This is a genomic window from Erwinia sp. MYb375 (genome assembly GCF_037479175.1).
GTDB classification, from domain to species: Bacteria; Pseudomonadota; Gammaproteobacteria; order Enterobacterales; family Enterobacteriaceae; genus Erwinia; species Erwinia rhapontici.
In genome coordinates this window covers 699,846-714,867 of record NZ_JBBGZS010000023.1, presented here as the reverse complement: position 1 = coordinate 714,867, position 15,022 = coordinate 699,846, and the positions used below count along the sequence as shown (strand labels likewise).

At 56.6% G+C, this 15,022-nt stretch carries 14 protein-coding genes; 4 read left to right on the top strand and 10 right to left on the bottom strand.

Annotation, left to right across the window (positions count from 1 at the left end; genetic code table 11):
- Positions 1 to 6: 6 nt before the first annotated feature.
- The 10 genes from WH279_RS16270 to WH279_RS16230 form a co-directional block, all read right to left on the bottom strand.
- Positions 7 to 1,005, bottom strand: coding sequence for a dipeptidase (locus WH279_RS16270; RefSeq protein WP_200641982.1), 999 nt, complete (start codon positions 1,003 to 1,005; stop codon positions 7 to 9).
- On the bottom strand, positions 1,002 to 1,289 hold the full coding sequence (locus WH279_RS16265) for a hypothetical protein (RefSeq protein WP_339457720.1): 288 nt from the start codon (positions 1,287 to 1,289) through the stop codon (positions 1,002 to 1,004). Before WH279_RS16265 ends, WH279_RS16270 begins: the two co-directional genes overlap by 4 nt.
- Complete coding sequence (locus WH279_RS16260) at positions 1,235 to 2,620, bottom strand: ABC transporter ATP-binding protein (RefSeq protein WP_339457719.1); 1,386 nt, start codon at positions 2,618 to 2,620, stop codon at positions 1,235 to 1,237. The genes WH279_RS16265 and WH279_RS16260 overlap by 55 nt, the downstream gene beginning before the upstream one ends.
- The gene (locus WH279_RS16255) at positions 2,617 to 3,435 is read right to left on the bottom strand and encodes an ABC transporter permease (RefSeq protein ID WP_339457718.1); all 819 of its coding nucleotides are present in this window, start codon (positions 3,433 to 3,435) and stop codon (positions 2,617 to 2,619) included. The genes WH279_RS16260 and WH279_RS16255 overlap by 4 nt, the downstream gene beginning before the upstream one ends.
- On the bottom strand, positions 3,432 to 4,430 hold the full coding sequence (locus WH279_RS16250; RefSeq protein WP_200641985.1) for an ABC transporter permease: 999 nt from the start codon (positions 4,428 to 4,430) through the stop codon (positions 3,432 to 3,434). The genes WH279_RS16255 and WH279_RS16250 overlap by 4 nt, the downstream gene beginning before the upstream one ends.
- 9 nt (positions 4,431 to 4,439) lie before the next feature.
- Positions 4,440 to 5,795 (bottom strand): ABC transporter substrate-binding protein, encoded by a 1,356-nt coding sequence (locus WH279_RS16245; protein ID WP_339457717.1) that lies wholly within the window; start codon positions 5,793 to 5,795, stop codon positions 4,440 to 4,442.
- A 120-nt stretch (positions 5,796 to 5,915) separates the two neighbouring features.
- Positions 5,916 to 5,990, bottom strand: coding sequence for a twin-arginine translocation signal domain-containing protein (locus tag WH279_RS22780; RefSeq protein WP_445235257.1), 75 nt, complete (start codon positions 5,988 to 5,990; stop codon positions 5,916 to 5,918).
- A gap of 48 nt (positions 5,991 to 6,038) precedes the next feature.
- Positions 6,039 to 7,352 carry an NAD(P)/FAD-dependent oxidoreductase gene (locus WH279_RS16240; RefSeq protein WP_339457716.1) on the bottom strand — a complete coding sequence of 438 codons (1,314 nt, stop codon included), beginning with the start codon at positions 7,350 to 7,352 and terminating at the stop codon, positions 6,039 to 6,041.
- Between the two features lie 657 nt (positions 7,353 to 8,009).
- Positions 8,010 to 8,711 carry a hypothetical protein gene (locus WH279_RS16235; protein ID WP_339457715.1) on the bottom strand — a complete coding sequence of 234 codons (702 nt, stop codon included), beginning with the start codon at positions 8,709 to 8,711 and terminating at the stop codon, positions 8,010 to 8,012.
- Between the two features lie 103 nt (positions 8,712 to 8,814).
- Positions 8,815 to 9,831, bottom strand: a complete 1,017-nt coding sequence (locus WH279_RS16230; protein ID WP_339457714.1) for a lipoate--protein ligase A — start codon at positions 9,829 to 9,831, stop codon at positions 8,815 to 8,817.
- Between the two features lie 579 nt (positions 9,832 to 10,410).
- On the opposite strand from WH279_RS16230, the gene WH279_RS16225 reads away from it, so the two are divergent.
- Genes WH279_RS16225 through WH279_RS16210 form a run of 4 tightly spaced genes read left to right on the top strand, consistent with a single transcriptional unit; the run spans position 10,411 to position 15,021 of the window.
- Positions 10,411 to 11,625 carry an SfnB family sulfur acquisition oxidoreductase gene (locus WH279_RS16225; RefSeq protein ID WP_339457713.1) on the top strand — a complete coding sequence of 405 codons (1,215 nt, stop codon included), beginning with the start codon at positions 10,411 to 10,413 and terminating at the stop codon, positions 11,623 to 11,625.
- A gap of 10 nt (positions 11,626 to 11,635) precedes the next feature.
- The gene (locus WH279_RS16220; RefSeq protein ID WP_339457712.1) at positions 11,636 to 12,844 is read left to right on the top strand and encodes an SfnB family sulfur acquisition oxidoreductase; all 1,209 of its coding nucleotides are present in this window, start codon (positions 11,636 to 11,638) and stop codon (positions 12,842 to 12,844) included.
- Entirely contained in the window at positions 12,841 to 14,193 is a 1,353-nt protein-coding gene (locus WH279_RS16215; protein WP_339457711.1) for an LLM class flavin-dependent oxidoreductase, read from the top strand. Before WH279_RS16220 ends, WH279_RS16215 begins: the two co-directional genes overlap by 4 nt.
- A gap of 27 nt (positions 14,194 to 14,220) precedes the next feature.
- Positions 14,221 to 15,021 carry a MetQ/NlpA family ABC transporter substrate-binding protein gene (locus tag WH279_RS16210; protein WP_339457710.1) on the top strand — a complete coding sequence of 267 codons (801 nt, stop codon included), beginning with the start codon at positions 14,221 to 14,223 and terminating at the stop codon, positions 15,019 to 15,021.
- The last annotated feature ends 1 nt before the right edge of the window (position 15,022 follow it).

The window sequence follows — 15,022 nt, the reverse complement described above, 5'->3', positions numbered from 1 at the left end:
GTGATCTTATTTCCAGATCTCGTGGGCCAGACGCAGGAAGTTCTCCCCCAGTACCGCTTTCACGGTTTTCTCGCTGTGACCGCGTGCCAGTAACTCCGCAGTGACGTCAAACAATGCCTCCGGGGCGACATAACCATGTCCACCCTGGTACTCTTCCGCTGGCCAGTATTCAGCATGATTAGCGAGTATCTCTTCCACACTGAAGCTGCCTACCGGAAAGGCGTAGTCTAGTGCAATGCCGACGTGACGAGGCCCGGCCAGATTCAACAGATAGTCGATATGGTCGGCGAAACGGGCAGCATCCGGCTGGTCACAGCCTAAAAAGCCGCCGATGCCGTTAACGCCAATCAGGCCGCCGGTTTTGACGCAGGCAAGGATCTGTTCATCGGTGATATTGCGACCGTGTGGCGTGAGCTGGCGAGGATTGGAATGTGAGAAAATCACTGGCTGCTGCGAATATTCCATTGCTTCCATGCTGGTGCGATAACTGCAATGCGAAACGTCGACAAACATCCCGAGCCGGTTCATTTCATCAATCACTTCGCGGCCAAAAGCAGTCAGCCCGATATCCTCATCGTGACAGCCGCCTCCGGCCAGATTATTGCGGTTATAGGCGAATAACATCTGGCGAACACCCAGCCGATGATAAAATTCCACCATCTCTACGCGGCCATTCAGGGCGTTCATGCCCTCGATATCAAAGGTAATCCCCAGCCGACCTTCGCGACGGGCGCGGAGAATATCTTCAGGGCGCTCGACCAGCAGATAATCATCGCTGTGATCGAGGATCCAGTGCCTGAAAACCGCCAGATTTTCAACCGTCTGCGTCCAGGGCAAAACATCAAATCCGACATCCACCGAAAGATAGTGGACGCCTGCATTGCGCCATCGCTGAAGATTATTTAAATCAGCAGCCGGGTCCGGCATAAAACCGGAGTGGCCATCCCAGACCAGCGCCTCATTAAACAGCGTGCGGGCACGCTGAACGATCGCTTCATTTTTCATAGCACAGCATCCTTTAATGTCGTCGTAAAACAGTCATCTTCCGTCTCATCCAGCCAACCCGGATGTGCCGAAGGTTCAGCGCGCAACAGCTGCCCGGTATAACTATCGAAAGGGGGATTCAGCACCTGCTCCCGGTCGCCCTGACGCACAATGTTACCGCGATACATCACGGCAACCTGATGGGCGATGGCGCGAACAATCGCCATATCATGGGTGATAAACAGCAGCGTCAGGCCCTGGTCCTGCTGCAAGCGACGAAACAGAGCGAGGATCTCTTGTGCCACCAGGGGATCCAGCGCAAAGTCGGTTCATCACAGATTAAGATGTCCGGTTCACAGGCAAGGGCACGGGCAATGGCGACGCGCTGTTTCTGCCCCCCTGAAAGCTGCGCCGGAAAGCGACTGGCGAATGCCGGATCAAGCTCAACCTGGCGCAGGAGCTGATCGATACGGGCAGTGCGTGCCGCACCGCGTAAACCCTGCGTTCGTGCCAGCGGACGTCCGATCAGATCGCGTACCCGCTGGCGCGGATTCAGCGAGGTATCGGGATGCTGATAAAGATACTGAATTTTCTGCAATTGTTGCACAGTGCGTCGGCGACAGTTGAAATCAAGAGGCGATCCCGCAAAGGAGAGAATCCCCGTCGAGGGCTGCTGCAACCCCGCCAGCGTGCGGGCCAGCGTCGATTTTCCCGACCCGGATTCGCCGACCAGCGCCAGCGTACGCCCACGCTGTAAGCTGAGCGAGAGATCGTTGATCACCGGTGCGCCTTCGCCGTATCCCACCGTTAACGCGCTGACCTGTAACAATGCTGGCGTTGTACTCACGGGGGCGGGCGGTGAGGGATGTGTCGCTGCTAACAACGCCCGGGTGTAGGGATGCACCGCCGCAGAGACCAGTTGGGTTGGTGTACCGGCCTCAATCATTTTCCCGTCACGTAACACCAGCAGATGGTCGGCGATCTGATTGACCACGGCGATATCATGCGAAATATACAACGCTGCCGTATGCGTCTGGCGCACCGCGTGGCGGATCGCCTTGAGAACGTCCCGCTGAGTGGTCACATCCAGCGCGGTGGTGGGTTCATCGAACACCACAATGTCAGGATCGGGGCAGAGTGCCATCACCGTCATGGCGCGCTGTAGCTGACCACCGGAAACCTGATGCGGATAGCGTCTGGCAAACTGTGCGGGCTGCGGTAAATCGAGCAGCATCAGCAGTTGCAGCATGCGCTGACGGGCCTGGTCAGCGTTCAGTAATCCGTGATAACAGGCGGCCTCGACAATTTGTTCACCCAGCGTCAGCGCCGGATTAAACGCCGCGCTGGCCGACTGTGCCACATAGCCAATATGCTTGCCGCGCAGGCGCGCCAGTCGCACCGTATCGCGTGCATCCAGACGCTGCTGCTCGTAAGTCAGGGTGCCAGCAACCGGGGTTAACTCCCCGCGGTAGTACCCCATAATCGCCAGACCGAGCGTCGATTTACCGGCACCGGATTCGCCAATTAACCCCAGCACTTCGCCGCGCGCCAGGCTGAACGAGATGTTGTCAATCACGGTACGGCCCTGATGGGTGACCTGCAGACCTTCAAGTTTAAGCAACGGTGTGTGCATCATTGTCCACCTGCCTGGCGTTGCCAGTAACGACTCAGCGCATCAACTACCATATTGGTGGAAATCACCAACAGGGCAATGGCGATGGCCGGATAGAATGCGGCGCTGACGCCAAACAGTATGCCGTCACGATTTTCACGCACAATGCTGCCCCAGTCGGCGGTTGGCGGCTGAACCCCCAGCCCAAGGAAGGAGAGCGTGGAAACAAACAGCACGCAGTAGCCAAAACGCACGCCGAACTCGGTGAGCAGTGGCACCCAGGCATTGGGTAACATTTCATGAAAGATGCGCCAGCGGTGAGACTCGCCAGCCAGTAACGTCGCTTCCATATACTCCATCGCTGAAATCTGTTTCGCCAGCGCATACCCCAGACGATAGACGCGGGTGGCTTCAATCGCCGCCAGTACCACAATCAGCGTGAGGTTCTCCTGGGGTAATACGGCCAGCGCCACCAGTGAAAGGATCAGCGACGGCAGAGACATAAACAGATCGTTGATGCGCGAAATTACCTGCTCCTTGCGTCCACCGAGACTGACCGCGAGAAAACTGATTAAGGTGCCTGCTATCATCGCCAGCAGAGCAATGGCGAAGGCAAACAGCAGCGTTAAGCGCGTGCCGTACAGCAGACGGGAAAAGAGATCGCGCCCAAGATTATCGGTACCCAGCCAGTGCTGAGCGCTCATCGGTTGCCACAGATCGCCAGTAATCGCCGACCCGTCATACGGTGCCAGCCAGGGGGCAATCAGTGCCGCCGTCAGTAACAGGGCGAGCACAAAGATCGCTATCACCGTGCCCGGCAGTGAGCCTGGCGTCTTCATCGTGGATACCTCAGGCGGGGATTGGTGAAAAGGACAATGCCATCCACCAGTAAGTTGATCACAATATAAAGGCTGGCAAAGACCAGGCCACAGGCCTGTACCACCGGGATATCGCGTACCGTTACCGCATCGACCATATATTGGCCCATGCCGGGATAGACGAAGATCACCTCAACAATCATGGCACCGACAATCAGTGCGGCCAGATTGATAGCAATCACCGTCACCACCGGCGCAATGGCATTGGGGGCGGCGTGCTTCAGCAGAATGCGCAGAGGAGCAAGCCCCTTGAGCCGAGCCGTCTCCATCCACGGTGTATCGGTTAACTGCAACAGCGCGCTGCGCGTCGACCTTAACAGATGAGCCAGCACCGACAGCGCCAGCGTGCACATCGGCAGGATCATGGCGGAAAATCGCTGAGAAAAGGTCATATCATCGTAAAGCGTTGAAGGGAATGTAGTCAGCCCGGCCTGTACTACCACGGCTTCAATCAGCAGGTAGCCAATAAAGAACTCTGGTAGTGACAACGTCACTAAACTCAGCCACTGCAGCACCCGATCGGGTAAGCGATGCAGGTATCTCACTGCCAGAAGTCCACCACCCAGTGCTACTGGCACTGCCAGCAGCATCGCGCCGCCGGCCAGTGACAATGAGTTGATTAGACGGGGCCAGAGTAAGGTGCCGACCGGCTGATGACTGCCCCAGGAAATGCCCAGATCTCCCTGCAACAGCTGTGTTACCCAGCTGAAATAGCGTATTACCAGCGGCTGATCCAGCCCAAGGCTTTGACGAATGGCCGCCATGGCTTCCGGGGAGGCATTTTGCCCGGCCGAGGCCGCCGCAAAGTCGCCGGGTAAGGCATTGATAGACAGAAATATTAGTACGGACACACTCCACAGTAGCAGCAGGGCAATGAGCACCCGCTGGCCAAGCGCCTGTGCCAGTGGATGGCTGAACCCCGGGATCCGGATGCCGTGCAAGCGGTCAAACAGCATACGTTTCCCTTAACTCGTCAGCCACACGCGTGAAATCACATGGCCATTGGAGAGATCGTTGCCAACATCCTCCACATAACCTTGCAGACGGTTGCTACTGGCGTTCAGATAGTTATTAAACACCGGCAGCAGGGTGCCGCCCTCATCGCGGACAATCAGCGCGATATCGTGATAGAGCGCGCGACGTTTAGCTTCATCCTCTTCGCCACGAGCCAGTTTCAGCAGGCTGGCAAATTGCGGGTTGGCAAAATGGGTTTCATTACTGGCTGACGTCGGGCCCAGCTCCAGCGAATAAATTAAATCCTGAGTAAGTCGTGTGCCCCAGGAAGAGACGCAAAACGGCTTGCTGCGCCAGACATTGTTCCAGTAACCGTCGTCGGGCTGGCGGCGAATATCCAGCTTAATCCCGGCTTTCTGTGCGCTTAACTGAAACAGCGTGGCGGCATCGACAGCACCCGGGAAGACGCCTTCAGCGGTATCGAGAACAATCGGGCCGCTATAACCGGACTTTTTAAAATGAAACGCCGCTTTATCAGGATCATAAGTGCGCTGCGGGATCTCTGACGGGAACAGCGGATAGGCTGCATTGACCGGAAAATCATTGCCGAGTGAACCGTAGCCGCCCAGCACACGCTGTAAAATTTGCTCGCGGTCGATGGCATATTTCAGCGCCAGGCGCAGGTCATTATTGCTGAACGGCGCCTGGTCAACCATCATCGGCAGGGTGTAATGTCCGCGCCCTGGCGTGTTATACAGCGTGACGGGGCCGCGTTGCAGCAGCGCAACAATTTTCGGGTTCAGGCTGCTGATAAAATGGACCTTACCGGTGGAAAGGGCCGCAACACGTGCCGAAGCATCATTAATGGCAATCACTTCCGCACTGTCGACATGACCACGTTCGGCATCCCAGTCGTGTGGGTTTTTCTCCAGCTGCGCATACACGCCCGGCTCAAACTTCACCAGACGGTAAGGACCGGTGCCAATACCGGCGTTCGGATTGTCAAAGCCGCCGTCCGGCTGAATTTGTAAATTCCACAATGACAGCACCAGCGGGAAATCGACGTTACTCTCGCTCAGGACGATCTCAATTTTATCGCCCTGTGCGGTGACGCTTTTAATCGCGGAGAGATAGGCAATAACGCCAGAGCGGAATTTGGCATCGCGGTGACGTTCAATCGTCTTTACCACATCGTCTGCCGTTAACGACTGGCCGTTATGGAACAGCACGCCCTTGCGCAGGGTAAACAGCCAGCGCGTTGATTTATCGCTGGCCTCCCAGGATTCTGCCAGTCCGGGCAGCGCTTTGCCCGTTTTGGCATCGGTGCGAATGAGCGTATCGCCCCAGGCACAGCCCACCACCATCATATAAGCACTGATCCAGCTTGCCGGATCCAGTTGATCCGTGGTGGCGGCCCCGTCGATGCCCAGTTTGAGGTGTCCGCCTTTTTTGACCGTAGTCTCTGCCGCACGGGCCGTGAGCGTCAGCTATAAGCCACTGGCCACGACGCTGGCGGCCAGCGATGCTTTAATAAAATCCCGTCGATTAAATGAGTGCGTCATAAGATAACCTTAAGAAGGGGCCGAAACCCGCTGATGATGATGTTGGCATTAACATTCACTGCGCGCTTTCCAGCGCTCGCGTGCCAGATAACCTTTTACGCCGATATCCAGAACCGGGCGCGGCGGCAGCCAGTTGGCAAGACCCACTGAGGCCATGTCGCTGAGCAGCGGATGGTCCTGCTGCAAGGCGTATTCCGCCAGCAGGTGCCCAAAGGCACTCTGTTTGGAGATCCCCGCACCGTTACACCCTGCCGACGCATAAATATGGGGCGCGACCTTGCCCCAGACCGGGGCGCCATTCCCCGTAATCCCAATCATTCCCGACCAGCTCCAGTTCATCGCAACATCACTGAGTTGCGGATAGAGTCGATTGAACAACGCTTGATGACGGCGAGCATGCAGGCCGGTTTCACGCACACTGGTGGTCAGGCCTGGGGTGAAATTGACGTGTTCACGGATCAGGAAACGGTGATCGTGGGTGTAACGTAAGGTGGCACCCGCCAGCGCATTCATCGGCGTCAGGCCCCAGGGCTGAATATCCCCCAGGCGCTGGCGCTGCGCGGTAGTGAGGGATTCTGTCAGGGTGGCGAAGGTTGCCATGGCGAAGACGTTACTTTTGCCCGGCAACAAGCCGCGAATCGCCCCGTTCATGCCCAGCATCAACTGCGATGCCTGAATGTCACCGTGCGGCGTTTGCACGCGAATACCGCTGTGGGTATCGATGTTCAGCGCCGGGGTGTTGGGGTAGATCGTGACGTTGTCAGGCAACGATGTCGCCAGGCCCCGCACCAGCGCGGCGGGGTTGACGAGAATGCAGTTAGGCGTGTAAACCGCGCGGCGATAAAAATCGGTGCCCAGCAGTGAAGCAAGCTCAGCTTTTTCCATCACCTTATGGGGTTCATCAAGCCGGTTCAGTTCGGCGCAGTAGGCATCAATCAGCCCGTCAAACTGGGGAGTAACGGCGCAGTGATATTTGCCCGTATTGCTCCAGTGACAGTCAATGTTATGGGTCTGGACGGTTTTTTTTAGCTGGCTGACGCCAAACTGCAGCAGGCGGCGATAGGTCTGCGCGTGCGCCAGCTCTTCCGTTGAACTGCCGACATTGTGCGGTAAATCGATCATAAAGCCGGAGTTGCGTGCAGACGCATTATCCGCAATATCAACGGCATCAATCACCACCACCTGCTGATGCGGGCGCAGCTCGGCAATACGTCGGGCGAAAGCCAGCCCGGCGTAGCCGGCACCGATCACCAGCCAGTCTGCCTGGATGGAACGATTCAGCGCGGGCAGGCGCGCAAGAGGGGGCAACTGCGCCGCCCAGCCATTGATATTTTGATCAAAAGGAAGTGAACGAATATCCATACTATATGTTGTTCATCGGTGGCGTCGTCAGGTTGGAGACGGACACGGCCGACGCTATCAACGGCCGTGAAAAAACAAGGAAGAGGCGAAGCATAGGAGAAACGAGGCGGGAGACTAAACAATTTTAAATCATTAGCTTATGCGGAATTCATCATCTGTTGCTACCGACGTTTTTTAGGGTCGGCCAGTGCCGTTGACATGACTGTCGGGAAAAAGGTGGATCGAAGAAGGTCGACCTATGAGGGCGTTCCTGTCATTTTTTGTGGCTGACAGTTTGGCTTCCGGTCTGAGGCCAGTTTGAGCACGCCGGATCGGCAAAATCCGCATCCCTGCGGGCCGCGGCACGGGGCGCCCCGGCCGGGTGACGTCCGGCTTACCTAAAACTGGCCCCATCCCCAAAGAACGGTTGCTCGCTGTAAGTTTTAAAACCGCCACGGCATGACGATGTCAGCGGATTGATTTGGGATTGAGGTTGTATTGAGCTGGGCCATCGTCACGGCTCAGGTAAGCATCACTGGCTGGTGTAAAAATAAGCTCGTCAATTACGGGGAATGCGGGTCATGTTTTGTGGGGAAACCTCAGAGGTCAACCTTTGTGCGCTGTGCATTATGCTGCTCCGCGCTTGTGAGCTAGATTAAAGGATGAGCTTATACCTTTCTACATTTTGAAAGTATAATCACTATTAATATCTATTTTTACGAGTTCATTTTCGAATAACGCAGCAAGTTTATTCATTTTCATATTTAGTTTGTCCATCGAAATAGAGTCAGGATTTTGATCTCCCGACAACACAACTTTGGTTAAATCAGAAATGTAATCATTATGTTCATTTAAATATTCTTTTCTTGCTTTCATTATTTCATCAAAAAGACGATTGAGATGTTCACTGGTTAATATGTTATATCGTTCAAGTCTTATCTTGGTGTTGTTAATTTTAGCGTAATAAGATAATTGCGTTGATGTTGATTTTTCCTCCTCTAATTTAAGTGTCGCTAACAATTCTGCTGTTTTTTGGCTATCTCTATGTTTTTTAGATCTAAAATGGAGGTCTGCTCGTATTAGTACATCGTTGAATATTTCTTCATTTATTTCCCATAACAAACTGTCGAATTTTAGAGCAAAAACATGGGCGGAATCCAAAGTATTGAGAAGTGTTTTTTGTTTGAACCATTTTTTTGCTTTGAAAGCCGCATAGACTGCGGACAATGCCATAACTAAATTACATATAGTGCTCATCCAATCAGACAGATTCCCACTTTCCCAAGTTGGCAGAACACTGTTCTTGACAAGGAAGAACGCCAAAATCCAAAAAGGAAAGAGTACTAATACAATAATTATGACCAGAATAATTTTAAACATGATGTGTTTTCCACTTACCATTTACTTATTGCAATGCCAGTAGGCAGGATAATGACTTCGCGCTGATCTTCTGCTTTTGTCAACTGGCCTGCCAATGCGGTCATCATCGCACACTCTCCGCCAGCCACTGCTCCAGCTCCGTCAGCTCCACTTCTTGCTGAGGGAACGCCTCCCTCAGCCGTGCCACCTTAGCGGCCAGCGCCTCCGGGCGATATTCGGTGCCGGGCAGCAGTTCCGCCAGTTTCTCCAGCGGCGCCAGGTTCAGACTATCGCTGAAAATCTGGCAGCGGCTGACCTTGCCGCGCTCAACATCGACGTGGATTTCCACGCCACCCCAGCTAAAACGGGTATCCAGCAGGTGCTGGAACTGCGGTGCCTGGCCAAAATTCCACTGCCAGCTGCTCTGTTTGGCAAACTGCGCCTCAAAACCGGGCAGGTCGGGCAGGGAGGTCGGGGAGATATGTTCGGGCTGGCATTCTCCGCCAAAATGGTCGAAAAACGCCGCCGTTACTGCGCTGCAAATCGCTTCAAAGGTAATCCCTGGCACCAGCTCTTCCAGATTCGCCACGCGCGAGCGCACGGAAGTAATGCCTTTGGCCTGCAATTTCTTGATGTCAGGGTTGAGGTAATCGGCCAGGCGCGAGAGGTCCGCATCGCGCAGGATAGTGCCGTGATGAAAACCGCGATCGTGGGTTTCATGGTAGGCAGAACCGGAAATTTTACGCACGCCATCGGCGGTATTCACCACCAGATCGTTTCGTCCTGAGGCTTCAGCCTGAATACCCAACGACGCCAGCGCCCGCAGAATAATCCCGGTGGACACGCTTTTATCGTATTCCGGCTTCCCGGCCATAAAAGTAAAGCAGCAGTTACCGAGATCATGAAACACCGCGCCACCGCCGCTGCTGCGTCGCGCCAGGCGGATGCCGTCTTCTTCCATACGCCGCGTATTGCACTCTTTCCACGGATTCTGCGAACGGCCAATCACCACCGTTTCGGCATTGCGCCACAAAAACAGCACCCGCTGCGTCGCTGGCATCTGGCGTAAAATAGACTCTTCCACGGCCAGGTTAAACCACGGGTCCCAGGAATCCGATAACAGTAAACGCAGTGTGGACATGCTTGACTCCATTGAAGTTTTGGCGGCGCAGGGATAATACCATCATCGGGGAAAACGTCCAGATTGCCGCCTGATGCCCGTCATCAGCACGGGTTGATCGGAAAAGATGATCGACCCCTACATTAGATCGCGATGCCGTGGAGGTTTTAAACTCACAGCGAGTAACGGTTCTGCGGGGATGGGGCCAGCTTGAGGTAAGCCGGACGTCACGCGACAGGACGTCGCGTGCCGAGGCCCGCATGGATGCGTTTTTTGCCGATCCGGCGTGCTCAAATTGGCCCCGGACCTGACGCCGAACGTTCAGCCAGGGAATATAACCGGGGATCCCACCGTGATCGCCCATAGAGTTCGGCAATTTTATATTGCCAATAATTAACACCGTTATAAATTAACCGCGCCCATTATTATTTTTAAATAAAACCGCTATAGCTAAATATCAGCAATCCAACGTCATATTTGTCATAAGTACGACGCTTTACTTCATATTATCGCTCTGATTATATTAATGAAATCTGAAAAATCTCTTTGCTGATGGCCTGCGCCATCTGGCATTTATTTGCCTGTTAATTAAGGGACATCATGAGCCAATCAGCGAGTACTACCGGCCAGAATAAAACAGCGGCAGTGATCCTCAGTCACGAACAGGCGATCCAGGCCGCACAGGCCGTGGCCGACCTCGCCCGGTTCGATGTGGTGGCCCGCGACCGGGATCGCATCTACCCGCTGGAGGCGCTGGCACTGTTCAGTCGCAGCGGACTGGGCAGCATCTCTGTGCCTCGCGCCTTTGGCGGTGGCGGGCTGTCATACCGCACGCTGTCGGAGGTGTTCCGCATTATCTCGGCCGTGGACCCCTCACTGGGGCAGATCCCGCAAAACCATTTCGCCCTGATCCAACTGCTGCTCGATGAAGGTACACCCGCCCAGCAACACACCCTTTTCAGCGCCGTGGTGCAGGGGCAGCGCCTCGGTAACGGCGGCCCGGAAAAAAATACCCGGCATACCCGTGAAGTGACGGCTCGCCTGGTCCAGGGGCCGGATGGCCTGCGTCTGACCGGCAGCAAGTTCTACTCCACCGGCGCACTGTTCGCCGACATTATCGTTACCACCGCATTGAATGATGACGGGCAGGCGGTGATGGCCTTTATGCCGCGCAAATCGGTCGGTCTGGAGATTGTCGATGACTGGTCCGGCATGGGTCAGCGCACCACCGCCAGCGGAACAATCCATCTCGATGCGGTGCGGGTGGATGCCGCACTGGTGATCCCGATGCCAGCGGGCGACAAACCGTCACTGCGTGGCCCGGTCTCGCAGCTGTTACAGGCGGCCATCGATGCCGGAATTGGCCGGGGGGCCTTTGATGAGGGCTGCGAATTTATTCGTCGACACTCGCGCCCGTGGGTGGATGCCGGGGTAGAGCGAAACGCTGACGATCCCCATTTACAGGCCGATGTGGGCCGGGTGTTTATTGAACTGGTCGCGGCGGAATCCCTGCTGCGCCGCGCGGCCAGCACGCTGGATAACATCGACCCCGCCCAACTGGATGCCCGGACCGCCGCGCTGGCTTCTATTGCGGTAGCCGAAGCCAAAGTACTGACCACCGAGATTGCACTGAAAGCCAGCGAAAAGCTGCTGGAGTGGGGCGGCAGTCGCGCCACGCTCAGCGAGCATGGCCTTGACCGCCACTGGCGCAATGCACGCACCCATACCCTGCACGATCCGCTCCGCTGGAAGTTTCACGCCATCGGTAATTACTACCTCAACGGTCAGCTTCCGGTGCGTCATGCCTGGATTTAAGGAGCCCTTTATGCCTCTCAGCCAGGTGAAACCAAAACAGCAGGCCAGCCGTATCACCAGCGCCGCGCAGGCGATAGACGTTGCGCAGCAGCTGGCGCAGGATTTCCGCAGCGGTGCCGCACGCCGTGACCGCGAGCGTGAACTGCCTGTCGCGCCTCTGCGGTCGCTGTTTGCCTCCGGGCTGGGGGCGATCACCGTGCCCGGGGAATTGGGTGGAGCAGATGTGTCCACCGCCGTGCTGGCGCAGGTGATCGCCATGATCAGCGAAGCAGATGCCGCGATTGGTCAGGTGCCGCAGAACCACTTTTATGCGCTGGAAGTGCTGCGCCTGAACGGCAACACGGCTCAGCAACAGCGTTTTTATCAGGAAGTGCTGGAGGGCGTGCATCTTGGCAATGCGCTGGCTGAGTTCAGTTCGGCCGCCGCCCACCAGCGCAGCACTTCGGTACTGCCGCAGGACGACGGCTGGCAGCTTAACGGCCAGAAGTTTTACGCCACGGGCGCCCTGTTTGCCGACCGCATTCCCACCGCGGCACGCGGGGAGGACGGTAAAGAGCAGCTGGTGTTTGTGCCGCGTCATCAGCCAGGAGTGACCGTGACCGACGACTGGTCCGGTTTTGGTCAGCGCACAACGGGCAGCGGGACGGTACAGTTTGATGCGGTAGCGGTGGCGGCTGACGATATCATCCCGTTCCAGAGCGCCTTTGAGCGGCCAACCCGCCTCGGGCCGTTCGCACAAATCCTCCATGCCGCGATCGAACAGGGCATCGCCCGCGCCGCCTTTAACGACATGCTGAACTTTATCAATACCCGCGCGCGTCCGTGGCCGGATGCCGGGGTTGATCATGCCGGGCAGGACCCGCTGACCATTGACCGCATTGGCCAGCTGGCCCCGCGTTTGCAGGCCGGAGACGCACTGCTGGCCGACGCTGGCGATGCGGTGGATGCCGCACGGCATCAGGCCAGCGAGAGAACGGTGGCCGAGGCCTCGATTGCCGTCGCCACGGTAAAAGCCTGGACCACCGAACGTGCGCTGGAAGCCGCCAACCTGCTGTTTGAGCTTTCCGGCACACGCTCGGCGCTGCGTGAGCACAATCTGGATCGCCACTGGCGTAACGCCCGCACCCACACGCTGCATGATCCGGTGCGCTGGAAATATCCGGCCATTGGCAACTACGTGCTGAATGATGTACTGCCGCCGCGCCGGGGAACCTTATGAGCCAGCCGAAAAAAATCCTGCTTAACGCCTTCAATATGAACTGCGTGGGGCATATTCATCACGGCATGTGGACTCACCCCCTTGACCGTTCGACCGAATTTAACGATTTGCGCTACTGGCTGGATCTGGCGCGCACCCTGGAGCGCGGGCTGTTCGACGGGCTGTTCATCGCCGATATTCTCGGTGTGTACGACGTTTACCAGCAGGGGATTGGCCGGACGGCCAGCGAATCCATCCAGCTTCCGGTCAACGATCCGCTGATGCTGGTCTCCGGCATGGCGAGCGTAACCGAACATCTCGGCTTTGGGCTGACCGCCAACCTGAGTTATGAAGCGCCGTATCCGTTTGCCCGCCGCTTCTCCACCCTTGATCATCTCACCGGGGGCCGCGTGGGCTGGAATATTGTCACGGGTTACCTCGACAGCGCCGCGCGTGCGATGGGGCAGACTCAACTGCTCGGGCACGATCAGCGCTACGACCAGGCTGACGAGTTTCTCGATGTCAGCTATCAGCTGTGGGAAGGGAGCTGGCAGGACGATGCCGTGTTGGCTGACCGTCAGCGGCGGCAGTATGCCGATGCGGCAAAAATCCACCCGGTACATCATCACGGCGAGTATTACCAGGTGGAAGGCTATCACCTCAGTTCACCGTCTCCCCAGCGCACGCCGCTGCTGTTTCAGGCAGGCAGTTCCGATCGCGGCATTCGCTTTGCCGCCCGCCACGCGGAGTGCAGCTTTGTTAACGGCAGCACCCCGGCCGCCATGCGCAGTCAGGTCGATCGGTTGCGTCAGGCCGCGGTCGGGGCCGGGCGCGAAGCCGAGGATCTGAAAGTGTTTATGGGCGTGTCGGTGATCGTCGCTGGCAGCGAGAAAGAGGCGCAGGAAAAACATCAGGAGTATCTGCGCTATGCCAGCCCGGAAGCGGGGATCGCCCACTTTTCCAGTTCGATCGGCCTCGATCTGGCCGCCTTCTCGTTAGACGAGCCGATCCACAGCGGATCGGGGCGCGCCATTGAGTCGGTAAGTAAAACCTTTAGCGGCTGGACGCGTCGTCGCCTGCTGGAGCAGCACGCCCTGGGCGGGCGTTATCCGCTGATTGTCGGCAACCCGTCACAGGTAGCCGACGCACTGATCCGCTGGATGGATGAGGCGGGCATCGACGGTTTTAACCTGACGCGCATCGTCAATCCACAGAGTTATATCGATTTTATTGATCTGGTGGTGCCGGAATTACAGCAGCGAGGCCGCTATAAGACCGCGTATCAGCCAGGCACATTGCGTCACAAACTGTTCAGCCACGATCGTCTGCCCGCTCGCCACCCGGCGGCGCGCTGGCGTCGTGATGCCTGAACCCTCCGGGAACATAAGGATAAAAAAATGAAATTACTCAACACCCTGGTGCTGACGGCACTGTTAAGCACTACCGTGAGCGCCCATGCCGCCGACTACAGCGGGCCGCTGAAAGTCGGCACCACCGCTGCGTTTGCACCGCCGCTGGAAACCGCCGTTGAAGAGGCGAAAAAGCAGGGGCTGAAGGTGGATCTGATCGAGTTCAGCGACTGGACGGCGCCCAACGTCAGCCTGGAAAACGGCGACATTGATGTGAACCTGTTCCAGCATCAGCCGTTCCTGGATAACGCCAATCAGCAGGGCGGTTTCCACCTGGTGAAATACGCCCCAGCGATCATCAATAATGTCGGCCTTTACTCTAAAAAACATACCGCTATCAGCCAGTTCCCCGATGGTGGCACCGTGGCGATTGCGAATGACCCGATTAACGGCGGGCGCGGCCTGCTGCTGCTGCAAAAATCCGGGCTGATTACTCTCAAACCGGGGGCTGGCCTGAAATCTACCGTTGATGACATCGTCAAGAATCCGAAGCATCTGAAAATCATTGAAGTGGAAGCGGTGCAGCTCTCCCGTTCACTGGAAGAAGTGGACCTGGCCCAGGGCTATCCGCACTATCTGCGCGCGTCCGGGGTGATTGACCCGAATAATGCGCTGCTGTTCGACGGGCTGGAAAACCCGGAGTATGTGATCCAGTTTGTTATCCGCGACGGCCACCAGGATGACCCGCGTCTGAAAAAGTTTGTTGATATCTATCAGCATTCCCCGGCGGTGCGCGCCAGCCTGGATAAATTTTACGGCAAGCTCTATCAGCCAGGCTGGAAGCCGTAAT

Bases quoted from the DNA above. Each gene is read 5' to 3' on its own strand.
- WH279_RS16270 (WP_200641982.1), bottom strand. From the start codon at position 1,005: ATGAAAAATGAAGCGATCGTTCAGCGTGCCCGCACGCTGTTTAATGAG.
- WH279_RS16260 (WP_339457719.1), bottom strand. From the start codon at position 2,620: ATGATGCACACACCGTTGCTTAAACTTGAAGGTCTGCAGGTCACCCAT.
- WH279_RS16255 (WP_339457718.1), bottom strand. From the start codon at position 3,435: ATGAAGACGCCAGGCTCACTGCCGGGCACGGTGATAGCGATCTTTGTG.
- WH279_RS16250 (WP_200641985.1), bottom strand. From the start codon at position 4,430: ATGCTGTTTGACCGCTTGCACGGCATCCGGATCCCGGGGTTCAGCCAT.
- WH279_RS16245 (WP_339457717.1), bottom strand. From the start codon at position 5,795: ATGATGGTGGTGGGCTGTGCCTGGGGCGATACGCTCATTCGCACCGAT.
- WH279_RS16240 (WP_339457716.1), bottom strand. From the start codon at position 7,352: ATGGATATTCGTTCACTTCCTTTTGATCAAAATATCAATGGCTGGGCG.
- WH279_RS16235 (WP_339457715.1), bottom strand. From the start codon at position 8,711: ATGTTTAAAATTATTCTGGTCATAATTATTGTATTAGTACTCTTTCCT.
- WH279_RS16230 (WP_339457714.1), bottom strand. From the start codon at position 9,831: ATGTCCACACTGCGTTTACTGTTATCGGATTCCTGGGACCCGTGGTTT.
- WH279_RS16225 (WP_339457713.1), top strand. From the start codon at position 10,411: ATGAGCCAATCAGCGAGTACTACCGGCCAGAATAAAACAGCGGCAGTG.
- WH279_RS16220 (WP_339457712.1), top strand. From the start codon at position 11,636: ATGCCTCTCAGCCAGGTGAAACCAAAACAGCAGGCCAGCCGTATCACC.
- WH279_RS16215 (WP_339457711.1), top strand. From the start codon at position 12,841: ATGAGCCAGCCGAAAAAAATCCTGCTTAACGCCTTCAATATGAACTGC.
- WH279_RS16210 (WP_339457710.1), top strand. From the start codon at position 14,221: ATGAAATTACTCAACACCCTGGTGCTGACGGCACTGTTAAGCACTACC.